The 20,171-nt window shown below is 72.4% G+C and carries 16 protein-coding genes; 6 read left to right on the top strand and 10 right to left on the bottom strand.

The genetic code is table 11. The annotated features are described in order from the left end of the window. Positions 1–261: 261 nt before the first annotated feature. On the top strand, positions 262–2,268 hold the full coding sequence (locus tag ACFV9W_RS06215; protein ID WP_385756112.1) for a glycoside hydrolase family 3 protein: 2,007 nt from the start codon (positions 262–264) through the stop codon (positions 2,266–2,268). A 188-nt stretch (positions 2,269–2,456) separates the two neighbouring features. On the opposite strand, the gene ACFV9W_RS06210 is transcribed toward ACFV9W_RS06215, so the two are convergent. From ACFV9W_RS06210 to ACFV9W_RS06200, 3 genes are all read right to left on the bottom strand, one after another. Further along, entirely contained in the window at positions 2,457–4,043 is a 1,587-nt protein-coding gene (locus tag ACFV9W_RS06210) for an MFS transporter (RefSeq protein ID WP_385756110.1), read from the bottom strand. Positions 4,044–4,128: 85 nt separating this feature from the next. After that, positions 4,129–4,650, bottom strand: coding sequence for a cupin domain-containing protein (locus tag ACFV9W_RS06205; protein ID WP_385756108.1), 522 nt, complete (start codon positions 4,648–4,650; stop codon positions 4,129–4,131). Between the two features lie 59 nt (positions 4,651–4,709). Next, complete coding sequence (locus ACFV9W_RS06200) at positions 4,710–5,498, bottom strand: alpha/beta fold hydrolase (RefSeq protein ID WP_385756106.1); 789 nt, start codon at positions 5,496–5,498, stop codon at positions 4,710–4,712. Positions 5,499–5,664: 166 nt separating this feature from the next. Here ACFV9W_RS06200 and ACFV9W_RS06195 point away from each other — a divergent pair, with 166 nt between their 5' ends. Next, positions 5,665–6,165, top strand: coding sequence for a MarR family winged helix-turn-helix transcriptional regulator (locus tag ACFV9W_RS06195; RefSeq protein WP_385756104.1), 501 nt, complete (start codon positions 5,665–5,667; stop codon positions 6,163–6,165). A gap of 418 nt (positions 6,166–6,583) precedes the next feature. Here ACFV9W_RS06195 and ACFV9W_RS06190 read toward each other — a convergent pair whose 3' ends face one another. Beyond that, positions 6,584–7,807, bottom strand: coding sequence for an FAD-dependent monooxygenase (locus tag ACFV9W_RS06190; RefSeq protein ID WP_385756102.1), 1,224 nt, complete (start codon positions 7,805–7,807; stop codon positions 6,584–6,586). Between the two features lie 461 nt (positions 7,808–8,268). Here ACFV9W_RS06190 and ACFV9W_RS06185 point away from each other — a divergent pair, with 461 nt between their 5' ends. Further along, positions 8,269–9,387, top strand: a complete 1,119-nt coding sequence (locus tag ACFV9W_RS06185; protein WP_385756100.1) for an LLM class flavin-dependent oxidoreductase — start codon at positions 8,269–8,271, stop codon at positions 9,385–9,387. On the opposite strand, the gene ACFV9W_RS06180 is transcribed toward ACFV9W_RS06185, so the two are convergent. Both ACFV9W_RS06180 and ACFV9W_RS06175 read right to left on the bottom strand, forming a co-directional pair. Then, positions 9,359–10,480 (bottom strand): Gfo/Idh/MocA family protein, encoded by a 1,122-nt coding sequence (locus ACFV9W_RS06180; protein ID WP_385756099.1) that lies wholly within the window; start codon positions 10,478–10,480, stop codon positions 9,359–9,361. The two genes, ACFV9W_RS06185 and ACFV9W_RS06180, sit on opposite strands and share 29 nt — an antisense overlap. A 20-nt stretch (positions 10,481–10,500) precedes the next feature. Next, complete coding sequence (locus ACFV9W_RS06175) at positions 10,501–11,202, bottom strand: ThuA domain-containing protein (protein ID WP_385756097.1); 702 nt, start codon at positions 11,200–11,202, stop codon at positions 10,501–10,503. 184 nt (positions 11,203–11,386) lie between these two features. Here ACFV9W_RS06175 and ACFV9W_RS06170 point away from each other — a divergent pair, with 184 nt between their 5' ends. Together ACFV9W_RS06170 and ACFV9W_RS06165 are read left to right on the top strand one after the other, a co-directional pair. Then, a complete protein-coding gene (locus ACFV9W_RS06170) occupies positions 11,387–12,451 on the top strand; it encodes a LacI family DNA-binding transcriptional regulator (protein ID WP_385756096.1) in 1,065 nt (354 codons plus the stop codon). A gap of 199 nt (positions 12,452–12,650) precedes the next feature. Beyond that, positions 12,651–13,622, top strand: a complete 972-nt coding sequence (locus ACFV9W_RS06165; RefSeq protein WP_385756095.1) for a 2-hydroxyacid dehydrogenase — start codon at positions 12,651–12,653, stop codon at positions 13,620–13,622. Positions 13,623–13,629: 7 nt separating this feature from the next. Here the strand turns inward: ACFV9W_RS06165 and ACFV9W_RS06160 are convergent, their stop codons facing one another. Next, complete coding sequence (locus tag ACFV9W_RS06160; RefSeq protein WP_385756094.1) at positions 13,630–14,478, bottom strand: helix-turn-helix transcriptional regulator; 849 nt, start codon at positions 14,476–14,478, stop codon at positions 13,630–13,632. A 114-nt stretch (positions 14,479–14,592) separates the two neighbouring features. On the opposite strand from ACFV9W_RS06160, the gene ACFV9W_RS06155 reads away from it, so the two are divergent. After that, the gene (locus ACFV9W_RS06155) at positions 14,593–16,068 is read left to right on the top strand and encodes an MFS transporter (RefSeq protein ID WP_385756092.1); all 1,476 of its coding nucleotides are present in this window, start codon (positions 14,593–14,595) and stop codon (positions 16,066–16,068) included. Between the two features lie 15 nt (positions 16,069–16,083). Here the strand turns inward: ACFV9W_RS06155 and ACFV9W_RS06150 are convergent, their stop codons facing one another. From ACFV9W_RS06150 to ACFV9W_RS06140, 3 genes are all read right to left on the bottom strand, one after another. Further along, a complete protein-coding gene (locus ACFV9W_RS06150) occupies positions 16,084–17,184 on the bottom strand; it encodes a sulfite oxidase (protein WP_385756090.1) in 1,101 nt (366 codons plus the stop codon). A gap of 148 nt (positions 17,185–17,332) precedes the next feature. Further along, positions 17,333–18,931, bottom strand: coding sequence for an acyl-CoA dehydrogenase family protein (locus ACFV9W_RS06145; RefSeq protein WP_385756088.1), 1,599 nt, complete (start codon positions 18,929–18,931; stop codon positions 17,333–17,335). Beyond that, a complete protein-coding gene (locus ACFV9W_RS06140; protein ID WP_385756086.1) occupies positions 18,928–20,151 on the bottom strand; it encodes an acetyl-CoA C-acetyltransferase in 1,224 nt (407 codons plus the stop codon). Before ACFV9W_RS06140 ends, ACFV9W_RS06145 begins: the two co-directional genes overlap by 4 nt. Positions 20,152–20,171: the final 20 nt, after the last annotated feature.

Here is a 20,171-nt window from a genome sequence, read left to right as displayed (position 1 = left end):
TTGTGTCTGTCCGGTGCCCGGTGTGCCGGGTTCCTCCCATCCCTCCCACCGGCGGGCCCCGTCGTACCGGTCGGGTGCGGAGCGCTTTCGATGTCACAGCTCTTGTATTGCTTGAACCCGCAACCTACTTTGAAGGCGCTCCGGTGCTCTGTCGCTTCACAGCATGAAGGCGTGACCCTCCGCGCTGCCCGGCCGCCGGACGGCGACGTGGCTGCGGGAGGCCCTGCAAGCGCTCAAGTGGACCTCGATGGAGAGGAACGCATGCGTTCACGTAATCACCCCACGGGCGGCCGGCGAAGACTGGCCGTAGGGGCCGCTGTCACCACCACCGTCGCCGCGCTCATCGCCCAGCCGGGCCCCCTGACCGCACCGGCCGACGCTCAAGGGAGGACGCCGGCCGCGCCCCGCCTGGAATCGCGCGACGTACCGATCCTGGCCGGGGACGGCATCCGCTTCCGCGACCTCAACCGCGACGGCCGCCTCACCCCGTACGAGGACTGGCGCCGCAGCGCCGATGCGCGGGCCCGCGACCTGCTCGCCCGGATGACCCTGGAGGAGAAGGCCGGGCTCCTCGTCCACGGCACGCTCCCCACCTCGGGAGACGGCTACGACGCCGAGGCCACGGACCGACTCGTCGGCGACCGCCACGTCACCACCGCCATCACCCGGCTGGCCAAGTCGCCGCAGAAGGTCGCCGCCGCCAACAACAGCGTGCAGGCCGCCGCCGAGAAGCAACGCCTTGGCATACCCGTGGTGATCTCCACCGACCCGCGCAACGGGTTCGCCGTCGTCGAGGGCCAGACCGTCGCGGGCGCGGGCACGACGGCCATGCCCGACGCCATCGGCATGGCCGCCGCCCACAACCCCCGGCTCACCGAGAAGCTGGGCGACATTGTCCGCCGCGAATACCGCGCCGTGGGCATCACCGAAGGCCTCTCGCCCCAGGCCGACATCGCCACCGAACCCCGCTGGACCCGCATCAACGGCACCTTCGGCTCGGACCCGGACGCCGCCGCCCGCCAAGTGAACGCCTACGTCAAGGGAATGCAGCACGGCTCCCACGGCCTCGGCCCGGACAGCGCGGCCACCGTCACCAAGCACTGGGTCGGCTACGGCGCCCAGGCGAACGGCTACGACAGCCACTACTACTACGGCCGCTACGCCACGTTCCCCGGCAAGAACTTCGCGGACCACATCACGCCGTTCAAGGGCGCGTTCGCCGCGCACACCTCCGGCGTCATGCCCACGTACTCCATCCTGAAGGACCTCACGTACAAGGGCCGCAAACTGGACCAGGTGGGCGCGGGCTTCAACTCGTACCTCCTGAAGGACCTTTTGCGAGGCACCTACAAGTTCGACGGTGTCATCGTCTCCGACTGGGGCATCACCGGCGACTGTCCGCAGCAGTGCCGCGACAACCGGCCCCCGGCGTCCTTCATCGGACCGTGGGGCGTCGGCATGCCTTGGGGCGTGGAGGAGCAGTCCGTCATCCAGCGCACCGCGCTCACCCTGAACGCGGGCGTCGACCAGATCGGCGGCAGCGACCAGCCGTCCTACGTGGTCCAAGCCGTGCGCCAGAAGCTTGTCACCGAGCGGCGGGTGAACGAGGCGGCCCACCGCGTGCTGGAGCAGAAGTTCCGCCTCGGCCTGTTCGAGGACCCGTACGTGGACGAGGAGGCGGCCGGCCGCCTCGTCGGCAACGCCGGATTCCAGGCCGTGGGCGACAAGGCGCAGTCCGATGCGCTCACTCTGCTGAAGAACGACGACCGCACCCTGCCCGCGCGGAGCGACCAGGTCCGCAGCGTCTACCTGCACGGTGTCTCCGCCGACGCGGCGAAGGCGCGCGGCCTGCGCGTCGTGGACGACCCGGCCGACGCCGATCTGGCGGTGGTCCGGCTCGAGGACCCCAGAGCCGGCTCGGACCTCACCGGCCTGGACTTCCCCGAGTCGGACCCGGCGTACAAGGCGCTGCGCGAGGCCGCGGCCTCCGGCACCCCGACGGTCGCCGTCCCCAAGCTGGACCGCCCGCTGATCCTGACGGACGTCGCCCGCACCGCCGACGCGGTCGTCGCCAACTTCGGTGTCTCCGACGCGGTCCTGCTCGACATGGTCTTCGGCGACCGCGGCCCGGGCGGGAGGCTGCCCTTCGAGCTGCCGTCCTCGATGGAGGACGTGACGGCCCAGCAGGGCGACGTGCCGGACGACACCGCACACCCGCTGTACGAGAGGGGATTCGGCCTCGACTACCGCGCGCCGCGCGGGCGTTGACGGCTAGGGCCCTTCTGACGGATCAGGCTGGGCCCGGGAGGCCGCGTCGTCCGGCTCCGCGAGCGGGGTCTGGTGTGTGCAGCTGCAAGGCGGAGGAGGGCGTCAACGCGGAGCGTTGGCAACCGACGACAACGCCGCAGATGTGCGTGCCAGGGCCCGCGACTCCAGCAAGATCCGTCAGAAGGGCCCTACGTGTGCTGCGCGTCCGCCTGCCTGGTGGGCTGCGCGGGGGCCGCGGTGGTCCGCTGCGGCGGGGTGGTGCCCGTGCGTCGCAGGGAGACGGCCGCCAGGACGGCGGTGCCGGCGATGAGCGCGGCGCAGGTGAGGCCGACCGTGTTGAGGCTGCTGGTGTACGCGTCGTGAGCGGCCGTCAGCACCTGGTCCCCGAGCCGCCCCGGCAGCCGCTGGGCCGCGGTCAGCGCGCCCTCCATGCTGCTGCCGGCCGCGTCGGCGTCCGTGGCCGGCACCTGCGGCGGCACGGTCATCTCCGTCCGGTAGATCACGCTGCCGAGGCTGCCCAGCGCGGCGATGCCGAGGGACACTCCCAGCTGCCCGCTGGTCTCCGACATCGCTGCGGCCGATCCGCTCTTCTCGGGCGGCGCGGAGCCGACGACGAGGTTCTGGCTGAGGGCACCGACCGGCCCGGTGCCGAAGAACGCCAGCACGAAACCGGTCACCAGCAGCGGCAGTCCCCCCACCGGTTCGACAAAGGCGAGCAGCAGGTAGCCCGCGGCGGCGACGCCGAGTCCGCCCGCGAGCACGGTCCCCGCCGACAGCCGCTTCGCCAGCGCGGGTGCGGTCATGGCGGCCACGATCGAGGCGATCGCGGACGGCACCATCCACAGTCCGGCCTCGATCGGCGAAAGACGCTGGACCATCTGCAGGAATCCGGTGATGACCAGGTAGCTGCCGCCCATTGTGGTCATGCAGAGCATCAGCACCAGCAGCGACGCGGTGAAGGCGCGATAGCGGAACAGTCGCAGGTCAAGGAGCGGTTGGGGCAGCTTCCGCTGGCGCCGTACGAAGAGCAGGCCGAAGACCAGTCCGGCCGCGATCGCGGCGGGGGAGAGCGGCTGCCAGCCGAGGCGGGCGAACTCCTTGAGGCCGTAGATGACCGGAAGGATCGCGGCGAGCGAAAGCAGCACGCTGTAGAGGTCGAGCCGGCCGCCCGCGGGGTCGCGGTACTCGGGGAGCAGGAAGGGCGCGCTGATCAGGAGGGCGACCATGACCGGCACGCCAAGCAGGAAGACGGACCCCCACCAGAAGTACTCCAGGAGTACGCCGCCGATCACCGGGCCGAGCGCCGTGCCCGCCATGAACGAGCTGGCCCACACGGCGATGGCGCGGGCCCGCTGGTCGGGGGCGGGGAACATGTTGCTGATCAGGGAGAGCGTGGACGGCATGAGGCCGGCGGCGGCGAGCCCGAGCAGTGCGCGGTTGACGATCAGCAGTTCGGCGCTCGGGGCGTACGCGGCGGCGACGGACGTGATGCCCACCGCCGCGGCACCGATCAACAGGACCCTGCGGCGGCCGATGCGGTCGCCGAGGGTTCCCATGGTGACCAGGAAGCCGGCCATCATGAAGCCGTAGATGTCCATGATCCACAGGGTCTGGTTGCCGGTGGGGTGCAGGGATTCGGCGAGGTGCGGCAGGGCGAGGAAGAGGACGCTCTGGTCGAGCGCGAGGAGAATCGTGGGGAGGGCGAGGACGGCCAGGCCGAGCCACTGCCTGGAGGTGGCTCTGGCGGGGGCGGTCACGGCGTCGTTCGGTGGCATGGCACTGCCTTTCCGGGGAGGAGGGTGTGCGGCTGGAGCGGTCGAACGGTGGCGAGGGGGCGGCGCGGCGGTCCGCTGCGCCGCGTCACACGAAGAAGCTGTCGTGGCGGACGAAGAACTCCGCGCGTTCCTCGGGGCTGAGGCCGTCGAGCTGGGCGACGCCTTCGAAGTAGTCCTCGCGGGGCGCGCCGGGCGCGAAGAGCATGAGCATGGAGGCGGGTTCGCCGGACTCGTTGCGGAAGGCGTGCAGCCCGCCGACCGGCACGTACAGGTAGTCGCCCGAGGTGGCGTCGATCCAGCGGCGGCCGTCGAAGAGCCGCATGGTGCCGGACAGGATGAAGAACGACTCCGACATGGCCTTGTGGAAGTGCGTGCTGGGTCCGCCGAACTCCGGGCCCATGTCCACCCGGTAGAGGCCGTACTCGCCGCCGGTGGAGACAGTGGTGGACAGGTAGTGGTAGGCGGTGCCCCGGGAGACGTCGGGGCCGGCGCCGTCGGTGGTGACGGGCTGGGAGACGAAGTCGGGCGGGGCGGTCGCGGGGCGGAAGTCGGCGTTGATCTCGCCGTGTTCACCGAAGTAGCGGGGGTCGGGGTAGGACACGGTCACTCCTTGGGCTGACGGGCACGAGAAGGGGGCGGGAGACGGTCGACGGGAGGGCGACGGGGTCAGCCGTCGAGGAAGTCGCTGGTGAGCTTGACGAGTTGGGCGGGATCGGCGAACCAGTCCATGTGGCCCGCGCCGGGGATCTCCACCAGCCGGCTGCCCGCGATGCCTTCGTGCAGCTGCCGGGAGCCCTCGACGGGGATCATGGCGTCGCCGCCGAAGCCGACGACCAGCGTCGGCGCGGTGATCGCGGGGAGCTGGGGCCTGATGTCCACCTGGCCGGCGAGGTCGATCTGGCGGACGATCCCGGCCGGCGGCCAGGGGTCGGCCAGCGACTGGGCCAGTCCGTCGTGGCCGAACCGGTCGAGCGTCGCGGCGCTGAAGCCGGTCAGCGCCGAGAACCGCTTGAGCAGTTCGCGGTCGGTGGCCAGTAGCTTGCGCCAGGTCTCGAAGTAGTAGTTGTCGCGCGGTCCGCCGGAGTGCGTCCAGCCGGCGACGAGGACGAGCCGGCGCACCAGCGCGGGACGGGCCGCGGCGACCGCGGCCGCCGCGACGGCGCCGAGGGAGAAGCCCAGCAGGTCCACGGGTCCTTCGGACGAGTCGGTGACCGCCGCCGTGATCTGGTCGGCGAGCAGGTCGACGGTGAGCGCGGCGCCGCCGTCCTCGGTCGCCCCGCTGCCGCTGAGGTTGGGCCGGACGACGGTGCGGGTGCCGGCGAAGTGGCCCACGACGTTGCCGAAGACCTTCTCGGCGTCGCCGCCGACGCCGTGGACCAGGGCGAGAGCGGGGGCGGGGCCCTGGCCGTCGACCTCGTAGTGGACGCGGGAGTTGCGTGCGGCGGTGAACGGCATGACCGGCTCCTTCAGCGAGGACTGATTAAGTGAGCGCTAAGCTAAAGGATGGTTGGGTGAGTGTCAATTAAATGAGCGCTAAGCTATCTGTGACGGCCGTGACGACTGTGGCGACCGTGGTGGCCGCGACGGCACGGTGCGCGGCACGACGAGAATGGGAGAACTCATGGCGGATGCGGTGGAGTCGGTGCTTGAGCAGTGGCGTCGGGAGTGCCCCGACCTCGACTTCTCGCCGATCGGCGTCGTGGGCCGGGTCATGCGGCTGTCCCGGCTGTGGGACAAGGAGATCAAGGACTTTCTCGCCGGGCACGGCCTGGAGCCGGGCGAGTTCGACATCCTCTCCACGCTGCGCCGCTCCGGGGAGCCCTTCGAGCTGACCGCGAAGACCTTCCTCAGGTCCTCGCTCGTCACCACCGGGGCGATCACCCTGCGCGTCGACCGCATGGCCGCCAAGGATCTGGTCACGCGCGTGCCCGACGCCGCCGACCGCCGGTCCGTCAGGATCCGCCTCACTCCGCACGGGCTCGAGGTGATCGACCGGGTCCTTCCCCTTCACCTGGCCAACGAGGACCGCCTGTTGCGGGGGCTCGACGCCGAGGGCCGCGGGCTCCTCGCCGCCACTCTCTCGACGGTGCTCGAGTCCCACGGTGACACGCCCGGCCGGTGACTCGCCCGGTCCCGGCCGCCGCGCGCGACGTACGGGAGGTTCTCGCGCGGACGGCCTGACGGACTCCGGGTAACGGTTGTACGTTCGATGGCAGCGGTCGCCGAAGCGCCGCCACGGCCCCCTGTCCCTGGGCCCCTTTGTGCAGACCTGCAGACCTGCAGACCATGGGCCGCTGGGGCCGCGTCGCCGACCATGGGCGGCTCCAGCTCATGCCCTGTCACGTGCTGAGCGGAGCGGCCTCCCGCACTCTCCGCCCCGTGCAGGGCGTCGCGTGGGGGAGGGAAGGGGAGCTTCCCTCCCCCACGCCTGTCGGCGCCACGTCGGGGTGTGCTGTCCGGCGGGTGCCGCTACTGCGCGGATGCCCGAAATGTGTGCCCACATGCCTGGTCGACCGCCTGCTCGGCTGACGGCCGGGCGATCAGGTGGTCGAGCCGCCGAGCTGTCGTCCGCCGAACGCCCCTGTCCCGTCCGCCTGTTGCCACCAGGTCTCCAGCCCTGCCTGGTCGAGGGCCTGCCAGTCCGGCGTCTGTTGGACCAGGCTCCGGCCGAGCCGCCGCCCCAGGTCGACCATGACCCGGCCGGTGGGCGCGCGGTCGGTGTCGTACGCGGAGAGGGCCTCGGGCCAGGTCGACGCGGAGGTCAGCGCCGACTGGAGGGCGGTCGCGTCCTGCAGTGCCTTGACGGCGCCGGCGCCCGTGTGTGGCCGGGCGACCGTGGCGGCGTCGCCCATGAGCAGCGCCCTGTCTACCGCGTAACGCGGCGCCGTGAAGTCGTAGAGGGGTTGCAGGAACAGCTCGTCGTACGTCGTCTCCCGCACCAGGTCGCCCCAGAAGTCGGGCAGCAACTCGTCGGCGACGTACGCGAGATGGGCGCGCAGCCCGTCGCCCGCCGTGCCGGGGTGCAAGGTGGTGGGTGTCTCCAGGCCCTGGTCGAGGCCGGGCGGCGGAGCCGTGTAGAGCACCCAGTTGACCCGGAGGCCGCCGGTGGCGGGGTCCGGGATGCGGTACCCGATCAGATGGCCGCCCGGGAAGACGACGTACGCGCACTCGTCCTCGGGCCACAGCCCGGCATCGCGCAGCCGTTCCGTCGGGTACGCGCCGCGCCAGGCCAGGTAACCGGCATACCCCGGCCCGACCTCGGGGTGCACGGCCGCGCGGACCGCCGAGCGGTAGCCGTCCGCGCCGATCACCACGTCGTAGCGGTCGGTGCGCCCGGCCGCGTGCACCTCGGCACCGCGTGTCGTCACCTCGACCGCCTCGACGGCCGAACCGTGCCGGAAGTCGGCCTCCTGAGGCACCCGTCGCCGCAACTCCCGCCAGAGCGGGCCCCAGTTGTACGTGCGGAACGGGAACGGCATCACGGCCAGCTCCCGGCCCAGCGGGCCGTTCGCCCCCGCGCCGTCGCGCACGTACCAGCGTCGGCGGGTGACCTGGTGCCACGGCATCGACGCGTCGACGAGGCCGGCCGACTCCAGCTCCGCGTAACGGGCGTTGTGCATGGCGAGGCCCACGCCGCGGTCGGCCAGGCGGCCCGACGCGCGCTCGTACACGGTGACCTCGCCTGCCCCGCCCCGCCGCAGCGCGAGCGCCGCCGCACACCCTGCGATGCTTCCGCCTACGATCGCGACCTTGCCGTCACGCATTCCATGCCCCCGTGGTTTGTCCTCCGCCGTACCGGCGCCATGATGTCAGTGCGGCGCCCGGCGGACCGGGAACGCGCCGACGGCCGGCCTCCGCACAGGCGCCGTTGACACCCTCACGCCCCGCGTGTTTGCATCGCGCCATGTCACCGCTGGAGCCTCTGACGCGTCGCCGCACCGTGGACCTCGTCCGCGTCGCTGCCGCACTGTGTCGGTTCCCCGGCTGATCACTCGCCGCCCCGTCCCGGCACCGAACTGTCCTTCGCCTGCGCCCTGTTGAGTGCGTAGGCCCCCGGTTGCCGGGGGTCCCGTGCGCCTCCGCGCCCCCTCTCGTAGATCATGAGGTCCGCCATGCCCGAACCCGCCGTGCCCGAACCCGTCATGCCCGCATCTGCCGCGCCCCCTGCCGGCACCGCCGCTTCCGCCGGCTCCACCCACGACGTACGCGGTGAGCAGGTGGCGGCGTGAAGTTCCTCGCCATCACCCTGATCACGCACCGGCCCGACCCGGTCACGGGTGTGTGGAAGTCGACCCACGAACGGTTCCGCGAGGTGCTCGAACACGCCGTGCTCGCGGAGGAATTGGGGTTCGACGGATTCGGTGTGGGGGAGCGGCACGAGCGGCCGTTCATCTCCTCGTCGCCGACCGTCGTGCTCAGCCACATCGCCGCGCTGACCAGGCGCATCCGCCTGTTCACGGCGGTCACCACGCTCAGCCTCCTGGACCCCGTGCGCGCCTACGAGGACTACGCCACGCTCGACCACCTGTCCGAGGGACGCCTCGACCTGATCATCGGCAAGGGCAACGGGACCGCCCAGCGCGAGCTGTTCCACGTCACGCCCGAGGAACAGTGGGACCGCAACGCCGAGAGCTACGAGGTGTTCCGGAAGCTCTGGCGGCAGGACAAGGTCACCGCGGCGACCCGGTTCCGGCCGCCGCTGACGGACGCCGAGGTGTGGCCGCGGCCGTACCAGCGGCCGGTCCGGGTCTGGCACGGCAGCGCCACCAGCAAGGAATCGGTGGAGCTCGCGGCCCGTTACGGCGACCCGCTGTTCTCGGCGAACGTCACCAACCCGATCGAGCCGTACGCCGAGCTGATCCGCCACTACCGCGAGCGCTGGGAGCACTACGGCCACGACCCGGCGAAGCTCGCCGTCGGCGCCGGTACGGCCGGTCTCTTCGTGGCCCGCACCTCCCAGGAGGCGGTGAAGGTCTACCGGCCGATCTTCGAGGCGACGCTGGCGTTCCAGCGGCGGTCCGGGCTCCCGGTGGTCTTCGAGACCGTGGAGGACTTCGTCGAGCGCAGTTCGGCCTTGATCGGCAGCCCGGGGCAGGTCGTCGAGAAGGTGCACCGCTACCACGAGAGGTTCGGGCACTCCGTGCTGCATGTGCAGGCGGACGGCGACGGGCTGACGCACCATCAACACCGGTCGTCGCTCGCACTGTTCCAGTCCGAGGCCGCCGCGGTGCTGCGGCGCGAGCTGCCCGACCCGCCGTTCGCCTGGGCGTCCGTGCTCCCGGAACCGTCGCCGTTGCCGTCTCCAGGGCCTGCCCTCAGGCTCCCGTCGGGGACAGGTTCGTGAGCGGGACCGCGTCCGGACGCGCGGCACGACTGGAGACCGGGACGGCGGCGCCGCTCGCCGCCGAGGCGAGCAGGGACTCCATGATGTCCAGGACGTGGTACGCGAGCGTGCCCGACGCACGTGGCTCGTGCGCCGGGGGTGTGGCGGCCAGGTCGGCGATGCCGTAGCCGCGGCCGGAGGCGACGTAACCGGCCGAGACGGGGAGGGCCTCCCATGTGTCGGCGCCGAGACGGAACACGCGTGTGTCCCCGTCGAAGTGGTTCGGGTCGGGCACCGCCAGGGAGCCGAGCGGCCCGTGAACCTCGATGTTCGCGGAGTGGGTCGCGACCGCGTCGAAGCTCACCACGAGCGTCGACAGCGCGCCCGACTCGTGGACGAGGACCCCCGTGACATGTGTGTCGACCGAGACCGGCACCCGCTCACCGGCCCGCGGACCGCTGCCGATCTCCCGCTCGGAACGGGTGTGGCTCGCGGCCCCGATCACCGAGGCGACCGGACCGAGGAGGGTGACCAGGGCCGTGACGTAGTACGGGCCCATGTCGAGGAGCGGCCCGCCGCCCGGCGCGTAGTAGAAGTCCGGGTCGGGGTGCCAGCGTTCGTGGCCCGGTGTCACCATCGTCGCCGTCGCCGCGACGGGGCGGCCGATGAGCCCGTCGTCGATGGCCTTGCGGGCGGTCTGGATGCCGGTGCCGAGGACGGTGTCCGGCGCGCAGCCGACGCTGACCCCGGCCTGTTGGGCGGCCCGCAACACCTGGCGGGCCTCGTGCGTGGTGGCCGCGAGGGGCTTCTCGCCGTACACGTGCTTGCCGGCCGCGATCGCCTTGAGGGCCACCTCGGCGTGCGCGGCGGGGACGGTGAGGTTCAGGACGAGGTCCACGTCCTCGGCGGCGAGCAACTCGTCGACGGTGACCGCGCGGACGTCCCCGCCCCACTCCTTCGCGACCGCGCGCGCCCGCTCGGCGTCCAGGTCGGCGACGGCGACGAGCCTGACGCCCTGAAGCCCGCGCAGGGTGGCCAGATACTGGCCCACGATGGTCCCGCACCCGACGATGCCGACGTTCATCGGCTGACCCGCCTTCACTGGCTCACTCACCTTCACCGGCTCACCCGCCTTCACCGGCTCGCCCACAGCAGGCCCCTCTCCACGATGGTGCGCACACTCGGATGCTCCAGGTCCTCGACGTGGTGGCCCGGTGTGCACACGAAGACGCGGCCCTTGCCCCACCTGCGGGTCCAGATGGCCGGCGAGGTGACCTCCCGGTGCCACGGGTCCCAGGCGCGGATCTTCTGCGTGGTGGTGGCGAGCACGTCGATGTAGTCGTCCGCGAGGACCCAGTACTGCTCGGTGACGAGGTCGAAGTCCTCGATGCCCTCGGTGATGGGGTGATCGGCCGCGGCGGCGAGCATGTTCACGGTGTACGGGACGTAGTTGTCCGCCTGCTCGCCCTTGCGCTCGTCCGGGTGCTTGCCGGGGTGGCAGGCGAACTGGCCGCCGATGAGGTGCAGATAGTCCGCGGTGTTCCGGTAGGAGTCGGCGATCCCGCCGTGCCAGCCGGCGAGCCCGGTGCCGTTCTCGACGGCCGCCCGCAGCCCCGCGAACTCCTCGCGCTCGATCGTGGACATCGTCATGCACTGCATCACCAGGTCCACGCCGGCCATGTACGCGGCGTCGGCGTACACCTTGGGCGAGTCCTCGACGCGTACCTCGTAGCCGTGGGCCCTGAGATGCGGGATGAACAGGTCGGTGGCCTCGACGGGCTGGTGCCCGTCCCAGCCGCCGCGTACGACGAGTGCCTTCTTGGCGGTGGTCGTCACTGGACTCCTCTGCTGCAAGGGTCGAAAAGTTTCGAGGATGGTTCGCGACTCAGGAACCGTAGAAGTGGCGACGGGGGAGGTCAAGAGGGCGTGCGGCGGAGGGATTTGGCGCTCGGGGTTGACGTCGGCCGCCCCGCACAGCACGCTGCCGTGACCGAAAATGTTTCGTGAACCAGGAGGCCCCGTGCCACTTCCGCCCTCCTCGGCGAAGCCGACCCTGGCCGCCATCGCACGCGGCACCGGAGTCTCCACGGCCACGGTGTCCAAGGTCGTCAACGGCCGGGCCGACGTGTCCGACGAGACCCGTGCGAAGGTGCTGACCGCGCTGGAGGAGGCCGGGTACCGCTCGCCGTCCCAGCGCAGGGGGCCCGCAGGACCCGACGTCGTCGAGGTCGCCTTCGACACGGTCGACTCCGCGTACCCCTCGGCGCTGCTCAACGGCATCCTCGACCACGCCGCGAGCACCGGCGTCGAGGTCGTCGTCAGCACCACCGGACGGCGGCGCGCCGCCGAACCCGGCCTCGACCGCAAGGCGCAGCGCATCATCAACGAGGGCCGCGCCGGAGTCATCGTCGTGACCTCCGCCTACGGCGAGCCCGGCCTCTCCGCCCTCCTGCGCCGGCAGATCCCCGTCGTCGTCATCGACTCCTACAACCCGCCGCCCGCCGACGTCGTCAGTGTCGGAGCCGCCAACTGGGCGGGCGGCAAGGCCGCCACCGAACACCTCCTGGGCCTCGGCCACCGCCGCATCGGCTACCTCGGCGGCCCGGAGGCGATCGAGTGCAACCAGGCGCGCCTGCACGGCCACCTGTCCGCGCTCGCCTCGCACGGCATCGAGGCCGACCCCGGCCTCGTCCTGCACGGCCGCTTCCGCGCCGAGTACGGCATCGAGGGGCTGGCGGCGCTGCTGTCCCGCACCCACCCGCCGACCGCGATCTTCGCGGGCAACGACGCCATCGCCGTCGGTGTCCTGCGCGAGGCCCGCAGGCGCGGCGTCCGGGTGCCGGAGGACCTCAGCCTCGTCGGCTTCGACGGCACGGCCCTCGCCCGCGACTCCGTCCCGGCACTCACCTCCGTCGCCCAGCCCCTGCAGGAGATGGGCCGGGCGGCCCTGCGCGCCGTCCTGCGCCAGGCACGCGGCGAGCAGCCCGACACGCATCGCGTGGAACTGGCGACACAACTGGTCGTACGGGAGTCGACGGCCGCGCCGGAGACGTCCGGCGTGGTCTTGCCCTCGCCCGTTTCCTGAATATAACGTCAGGTTCAGAATTGCTGAACTGTCGTCCTGTCATGAGGGGTTCAGGGATGTACGAGCTGTCGAGGTCGAGACGGGCGCCCGAGGACACCTCCGTCGCACACCTCGCCGTCGGCTGGGGCGGGCTCGGACTCGCCCGGCGCGGTGCGACGCCCCCCGGCCCGGCCGACGCTGCCACGGCGGGAGGCCTGGCATGACCACACCGCACACCGGCGACACCCCGATCCGGATCCTCGCCCACCTGGACCCGCCGCCCGCCCTGCGCACCCGCCTCGCCCGCCACCTCGACGGGCTCGACGTGCGCTGGTGTGCGGAGGACGACGAGACACGGCTCGCCGAGCTGCTGCCCGACACGGAGGTGCTCTGGCACGTCCTGCGCCCCGTCACCGCCGCCGACCTGGAGCGCGCGCCCCGGCTGCGGCTGATCCAGAAGCTCGGCACCGGAGTCAACACGATCGACCTGGAGCGGGCCCGCGCGCGGAACGTGACCGTCGCCAACATGCCCGGCGCCAACGCCCAGGCGGTCACCGAGGCCACCCTCGCGCTGCTGCTCGCCGCGCTGCGCCGCGTGGTCCCGCTCGACGCGGCCACCCGGGCCGGCCACGGCTGGCCCCTGGAGACCGCGCAGGCCGAGCACCTGGGCGAACTCGGGTTCCGTACCGTCGGGTTGATCGGCTACGGCCAGGTCGCCCGCCGCCTCGCCCCGGTGCTCGGCGCGCTCGGCGCCCGGGTCCTGCGCCACGACCGCTCCGGCGGCGGCACGGACGCCGGGACACCCTGGCGCCCCCTGGACGAGCTGCTCGCCGAGTCCGATGTCGTATCGCTGCACCTGCCGCTCACCGAACACACCGAAGGGCTGCTCGACGCCCGCCGCATCGGCCTGCTGAAACCGGGCGCCGTCCTCGTCAACACGGCCCGCGGCGCCCTCGTCGACGAACCGGCCCTCGTCGACGCCCTCCGGAGCGGGCGCCTCGGGGCGGCCGGACTCGACGTGTTCGCCCAGGAACCCGTCGCCCCGGACAACCCGCTGCTCACCCTGCCCAACGTGGTCGTGACACCTCACCTGGCCTGGCTGACCGCCGAGACACTGGAGCGCTGCGTGGCGATCGCGGCGGACAACGCACGGCGGCTGGCCTCGGGGACGGAGCTCGCGCACCGGGTATAGGGCGTCGCTATCGCCCGCCCGGCCGCGCGTCGAGCAGTTCACGCAGCGCGTTCGCCGAGCCCGGGTCGTTGGGGGTGTACAACTCCAGGCGGTGGTCGGGGTTGTCGGGCTGGAGCCAGACCTGGTACGTGACGCTGAGGGCGCCCGCCCGCGGGTGCTGGAGGTGCATGGGCGCGGTCGTGCAGTCGCGGACGTGGCCCGCGGCGAACAGCTCGGCGAACGCGTCGCTGCCCATCATGATCTCGCCGAGCAGCGCGGCGAGCCGTGCGTCGGTGGGGTAGCGGCCCGCCGTGAGCCGCAGATAGCCGACGTGGATCTCGGCGAGCTCGGCCCAGTTGTGGTGGAAGTCGCGCGCCTCGGGGTCCAGGAAGAATCCGCGGACCACCGAAGGGCGGCGGTCCGGGTCCCGGGGTGCGTCGAAGTCGGCGTCCTGCCCGAACAGGGCGTGACCTGCGCGGTTCCAGTCCAGGATGTCGCCGCGCCGGCCGAGGATCACCGCCGGGGTGGCCTCGTCGATGGCGGCGAGGAGCGCGAGGACACGGGCGTCCGGTGTCTCGGCCGGGGGTTCGACGAGCCGCGAACGCCCGGTCCTGCGGGCGAGGTTGTGCAGATGGGCGCTCTCCACGTCGTCGAGCCGCAGCACCCGCGCCAGCGCGTCGAGGACCTGCTCCGACGCGGACTCGGCGAGCCCCTGCTCCAGCCGCGTGTAGTAGCCGGCGCTGACGCCCGCGAGCTGGGCCAGTTCCTCGCGCCGCAGACCTGGGACCCGCCGCGAGGTGCCGTACGTGCGCAGGCCCACGTCGTCGGGTGTGACCCGGTCGCGGCGGTTCTTGAGGAACGCTCCCATGCTCTCCATGCCTCAGACGGTAGGCCGCCGAGGAGGGAAACGGGGGACCGGAGGGTGTACCCGCGAGGTGTACCCACGCCAGTGGGATGGCTGCCGCCGTGACCGGCGCCGAACGTGGTGGCCATGACGACGACACAGACACCCCCGCGGGACACGGCACCGTCCCGGCGCACCGGCCTGCGTTCCTGGCTCGGCCTCCTCGCGGTCCTCGGCCCCGTCCTCCTGGTCTCGATGGACGGCTCGATCCTCTTCCTCGCCATGCCGAGCCTGTCCCGGGCGCTCGAGCCGAGCGCGGGCCAGGCACTGTGGATCCTCGACGGCTACGGCTTCGCGGTCGGCTCCCTGCTGATCGCCTTCGGCAATATCGGAGACCGGTACGGGCGGCTGCGCCTGCTGATGCTGGGCACCGCCGTCTTCGGCCTCGCCTCCGCTGCCGCCGCCCTCGCGCCGACGCCGGAACTCCTCATCACCTTCCGGGTGTTGATGGGTGTCGCGGGCGCGACCCTCCTGCCCTCGGCGCTCGCCGTGCTCAGCGAGCTGTTCCCCGACACACGGACGAGGGCGAGGGCGATCGGGATCTTCGCGGCGACGTTCGCCGCGGGGTTCGCGGTGGGACCCGTCGCGGGCGGGCTGCTCCTGGAGCGCTTCTGGTGGGGTTCGGTGTTCCTGGTGAACCTGCCCGTCGTCGCGCTGTTCCTGGTCGTCGCACCGGTCCTGCTGGGCGAGGTACGGGCCGCGCGGACGGGCCGTGTCGACGTGCCCAGCGTGGCCGCGTCCGCCGCCGGACTGCTGTCCGCGATCTACGGGCTCAAGCACCTCGCCGCCGAGGGCCTCGCCGTGCTGCCGGTGGTCTCCGTGGCCGTAGGGGTCGTGCTGCTCGCCTGGTTCACGTACCGGCAGCGGGTGCTCGACGAGCCACTGATCGACTTCTCGCTGTTCCGGGACCGCGTCTTCACCGTCGCGATCATCACCGGTCTGCTCCCGCTGGCCGCCTGGTCGGCCGCCGCCTATCTGACCGGCGTCCACCTGCAGTCCGTCCTCGGCATCGACGTCCTCGGGGCCGCCCTGCTCGCGCTGCCCGGGGCGGCCGTGCTCACCGTCACCTCGGTGGTCGTGCCCGCCGTCGTCGACCGCGTCGGCAAGCGGAAGGTTCTGGTCACCGGGCACTTCGCCATCGCGGCCGGGCTGCTCGCCCTGCTCGCCACCACCGTCACCGGCGGCATCGGCTGGTACGTCGCCTCGACGGCCGTCGCCGGGATCGGCTACGGCATCTCCTTCGCCGTGGTCGCCGACACCGCGGTCGGCGCGGTCCCCGCGGAGCGCGCCGGAGCGGCGGGCGCCATCGCCGAGACCAGCAACGAGATCGGCAACGCGCTGGGCATCGCCCTCCTCGGCTCGCTGGCCGCCCTCGTCTTCCGCCTCCAGGGCCCCGGCCTCGCGCCCACCCTCGACGAGACCCTCAAGGCCGGTGCCGACGCCGCGGCCCAGGCGGACGCCAAGGCGGCCTTCCTGGCCGGACTGCACGTCGTGGCGCTGGTCGCGAGCGCCCTGCACCTCGCCCTGGGCGCGGCGGCCCTGCGCTGGCTGCCCAAGAAGTAGCCGCCCCGCACCGAGTCAGCCGGTGACCGCCTCGGCGACCCGCACCGGATGCTCCAGGATCTGGTTGTTGAGGTAGCCGAGGCGGTTCCACGGGACGTGCGCCGGCTGGGTGCGCCCGGTGTCGTCCGTGGCGCGGACGGAGATGGTGTGTTCGCCCGGGTCAGGAGTCCAGTCGAAGTGCCAGCGGGTCCAGGCACCCGCCTCCCGGGAGCCGGTGAGCCGGGCCTCGCGCCAGGGCCCGCGGTCGATGCTGTACGCCACGGAGGCGACGCGCTGCTCACCGGCGAAGGACCGTCCCCGTACGAGCTGGGGCTCCGGCTTCAGGTGGGCGGGCCAGTCGAGTTCCACCAGGCTGGTCACCGGGAGTTCGTTGATGGGGGTGCCCAGGACGGGGCCGTGTGCCGGGTGTTCCGGGCCGATGAGGACGTAGTCCTCGGTGTTCCAGGGGACGTGGATCTGCTTGCGCGACACCTCGATGCGGCCGACCCACTTGATGCTGGCCGCGCCCAGCCAGCCGGAGACGACGACGCGGGCCGGGAAGCCGTGGTCCGGCGGCAGCGGCTCGCCGTTCATGGCCAGGGCGAGGAGTGTGTCGTCGGCCATCGCCTTGCCCAGGGGCATCGGACGGCGGGCCCCGCACGCGTCCAGGGCCACCGGCATGACGTCGTGCGCGTCCCCGGTCACACCCGCCGCCTCCAGCAGGTCACGGAGCCGTACGCCGGTCCACTCGGCGGTGCTCACCGCACCGCGGCCCCACGGCGTACCGGCGATGCGCTGCCCGTGCTGCTTGCCGAACAGCACCCGCCGATTGCCCGCGCACTCGATCGTGCGCGTGACGGAGACCAGCGGAAACGCCCGCCACAGATCGTCGTAACCGAAGGTGACGGGCGACCGGACGGCATCCCCGTCGATGCGCAGGGACCACTGCTCGGCGTCGATCCGGGGCGTGGGGGAGTGGCTGCGGACGAAGAAGTGGTCGTTGGGGGTGAGATGGCCCGGCATCCGGTCCGCCCGCGTACCGAAGTCGAGCCCGGTACCGGTGTCCTCCATGAATTCGGCCGACGTCGGCTTGACCACCCCGGGCCGTGCGCTGACTGCTGTGTCGGTTGTCGTCATGTTCTCAGCGTCGGCGCGTCGCGTGCGGGCCGCTAGCGGCTCGTTCCCTATGGACCCATAAGCGTGGTCTATGGCTTGCGGGCCCCGGGCAGGGCCAGTGGCGGGAGGCCGGCCATGAGGGCGACGGCCGCGAGGGGATCAGACCTCGTCACCCCCTCTTCGCCAACTGCCGCGCGATCACCCGCAGCGCCAGCACCTCGTCCGCCCCCTCGAAGATCGACAGGACGCGGGCGTCGACGAAGAGGCGGGACACCGCGTACTCCTCGGCGTAGCCGTAACCGCCGTGCAGTTGCTGGGCCTCGCGGGTGACCCACTCGGCCGCCCGGCACGCCAGTTGTTTGACCTGGGCGGCGGCCAGGACGCCGTCGCCCGCCGTGATGGCCCGCGCGGCCGACGCGGTGAAGGCGCGGCACGCCGCGATGTGCGCCGCCATGCGGGCGAGTTTGGCGCGGGTGAGCTGGAAGTCGGTGAGCGGGTGGCCGAAGACGGGGCGTTGCCGCGCGTGCTCAAGGGCGAGTTCCAGGGCCGACTGCATGACGCCGACCGCGCGGGCCGCCGTCTGCAGGCGGGCGTTGGCGAAGGCCTGCATCTGGAGGTAGAAGCCGCGGCCCAGGCCCTCTTCGGCGCCGATGAGGTTCTCCGCCGGGACCCGGAAGCCGTCGAAGGTGACCTCGTACGAGTGCATGCCGCGGTAGCCGAGCGTGCGGATCGCGCGGCCGGACGCCGTGCCGCCGCCGTCCTGCGTGACCTCCCACTCGTGGCCGGGGAAGGAGGGCTTCTCGACCACGAACAGGGACAGCCCGCGGTGGCCCGCCGTACGGTCCGGGTGTGAACGGGCAAGTACCAGAAGGTAGTTGGCGCGCCCCGCGAAGGTGCACCACGTCTTGACGCCGTTGAGGACCCAGTCCTCGCCGTCGCGCACGGCGGTCGTCGTGATGCCGCCGACGTCCGAGCCGTGGTTGGGCTCGGTGACGGCGACGGCGCACAGCTTCTCGCCGGTCGCGATGCGGGGCAGCCAGCGCCGCCGCTGCTCCTCGGTGCCGCCGCGCGCGATCGCCGTACCGATGATCTCGGGCCGGGTGATCAGCGAGCCCGCGGCGCCGAGCGAGGCCCGTGACAGCTCCTCCGTCACCACGACCATGCTGAGCAATTCGTCCGCGCCGCCCTCGGCGAAGCCGCCGTACTCGGAGGGGATCGACAGGCCGAAGCAGCCCATCTCCGAGAGGCCGTCGACGATGTCGGCCGGGATGTCCTCGTCGCCCGCGTGAATGCGGTTGGCGACCGGCTTCACCTTCGCCTCGGCGAAGTCCCGGAACGTGGCCCGCACCAGCTGCAGTTCGGCGGGGAGGTGGCGCGGGGCCGCCTCCCCGCCGGCGGCCAGCACACGTTCGGCGACCGCGTCGAGGAACGCGGGCGCCCGCCCGGCCGCGATCTGCTCGGCGACCGCGCCCAGCCCCCGCGTCCCGTCCGCGCCCCACAGCGCCTCGCGACCGGCGATACGTCCCGTCAGATCGGCCGCCGTGTCCGCGGCGAAGAGCAGTGCCAGGTCGGCCTCGGTGTCGCTGTGCGGCCCCAGGTCGAGGAGGTGGCGGGCGGCGGCGACCGCCGACGACACCGAGGCGATGTCGTACGGGACGGTCTGGTCGTCGTCCGTCGCGGGCGCCGCGGCGAGCCGGGCGGAGGCCTTGGCCACCACCTCCTCCAGCGCCTCGACCAGCGCCGTCGCCCGCGCCAGCGCCGTGGTCACGACGCCACCCGCTCGAACACCGCCGCCAGGCCCTGGCCGCCGCCGATGCACATGGTCTCCAGGCCGTACCGGGCCTCGCGGCGGTGCAGTTCGCGCGACAGTGTGGCGAGCATCCGCACACCGGTCGCGCCGACCGGATGGCCGAGCGAGATGCCGGAGCCGTGCACGTTGGTGCGCTCCAGGTCCTTCTCGCCGAACCCCCATTCGCGCATCACGGCGAGCGCCTGCGCCGCGAACGCCTCGTTCAGCTCGATCAGGTCCATGTCGGAGAGGCTGAGCCCGGCCCGGTCCAGGGCCACCGCGCTCGCCGGGACGGGCCCGATGCCCATCGTCCTCGGCGGCACACCCGCCACACCCCACGACACCAGCCGTACGAGCGGCCGCAGCCCCAACTGCTGGGCGCGCTCAGGGGTGGTGACCACACACATCGCCGCCGCGTCGTTCTGCCCGCTCGCGTTGCCCGCGGTGACCGTGGCCTCCGGGTCGGAGTGGCGCAGGATCGGCTTGAGGCGACCGAGGGACTCCAACGAGGTGTCGGCGCGCGGGTGTTCGTCGGTGTCGACGACCACTCCTTCGTCGCCGCGGCGGCGCCCCGGCACCGTCACCGGCACGATCTCCTCGGCGAGGGTGCCGTCCTCCTGCGCCCGCACGGCGCGCTGGTGGGAGGCGAGCGCGAGACGGTCCTGCTCCTCGCGGCGGATGGCGTACTCGCGGCGCAGGTTCTCGGCCGTCTCCAACATGCCGCCGGGCACCGGATAGTGGCGGCCACCGGCGGTGGAGCGGGCGCGCGCGAGGCCGTCGTGCAGCTGGATGGCGGCGCCCTTCGCGCCCCAGCGCATGTCGGTCGAGTAGAACGCCGCGTTGCTCATGGACTCCGTGCCGCCCGCCACGACGACCTCGTGCGCGCCGGTCTGCACCTGCTGGGCGGCGTACAGCACGGCCTGGAGGCCTGAGCCGCAGCGGCGGTCGAGGTGGAGCCCGGGAACGGTCACCGGCAGGCCCGCGTCCAGGGCGACGACGCGGCCGATGGCGGGGGCTTCGCTGTTGCCGTTGCAGTGCCCGAGGACGACGTCCTCGATGACCTCGGGGTTGAGCCCTGTCCGTTCGAGGAGGCCCTTGAGGGCGGCGACGCCGAGGTCGACGGCGGTCAGCGACGTGAACATGCCGCCGTAGCGGCCGATGGGGGTACGGACGGGTTCACAGACGACGGCTTCACGCATGGGGTGCTCCTGACGGGTGC

Source organism: Streptomyces sp. NPDC059897, assembly GCF_042730865.1.
GTDB lineage: Bacteria > Actinomycetota > Actinomycetes > Streptomycetales > Streptomycetaceae > Streptomyces.
The sequence above is the reverse complement of the archived record's forward strand: the minus strand, read 5'-3'. Positions and strand labels throughout refer to the sequence as shown.

Excerpts from the sequence above, each read along its gene's own strand:
- ACFV9W_RS06215 (WP_385756112.1), top strand. The coding sequence starts at position 262 with ATGCGTTCACGTAATCACCCCACGGGCGGCCGGCGAAGACTGGCCGTA.
- ACFV9W_RS06200 (WP_385756106.1), bottom strand. The coding sequence starts at position 5,498 with ATGCCGTTCACCGCCGCACGCAACTCCCGCGTCCACTACGAGGTCGAC.
- ACFV9W_RS06190 (WP_385756102.1), bottom strand. The coding sequence starts at position 7,807 with ATGCGTGACGGCAAGGTCGCGATCGTAGGCGGAAGCATCGCAGGGTGT.
- ACFV9W_RS06160 (WP_385756094.1), bottom strand. The coding sequence starts at position 14,478 with ATGGAGAGCATGGGAGCGTTCCTCAAGAACCGCCGCGACCGGGTCACA.
- ACFV9W_RS06210 (WP_385756110.1), bottom strand. The coding sequence starts at position 4,043 with ATGCCACCGAACGACGCCGTGACCGCCCCCGCCAGAGCCACCTCCAGG.
- ACFV9W_RS06195 (WP_385756104.1), top strand. The coding sequence starts at position 5,665 with ATGGCGGATGCGGTGGAGTCGGTGCTTGAGCAGTGGCGTCGGGAGTGC.
- ACFV9W_RS06140 (WP_385756086.1), bottom strand. The coding sequence starts at position 20,151 with ATGCGTGAAGCCGTCGTCTGTGAACCCGTCCGTACCCCCATCGGCCGC.
- ACFV9W_RS06155 (WP_385756092.1), top strand. The coding sequence starts at position 14,593 with ATGACGACGACACAGACACCCCCGCGGGACACGGCACCGTCCCGGCGC.
- ACFV9W_RS06150 (WP_385756090.1), bottom strand. The coding sequence starts at position 17,184 with ATGACGACAACCGACACAGCAGTCAGCGCACGGCCCGGGGTGGTCAAG.
- ACFV9W_RS06165 (WP_385756095.1), top strand. The coding sequence starts at position 12,651 with ATGACCACACCGCACACCGGCGACACCCCGATCCGGATCCTCGCCCAC.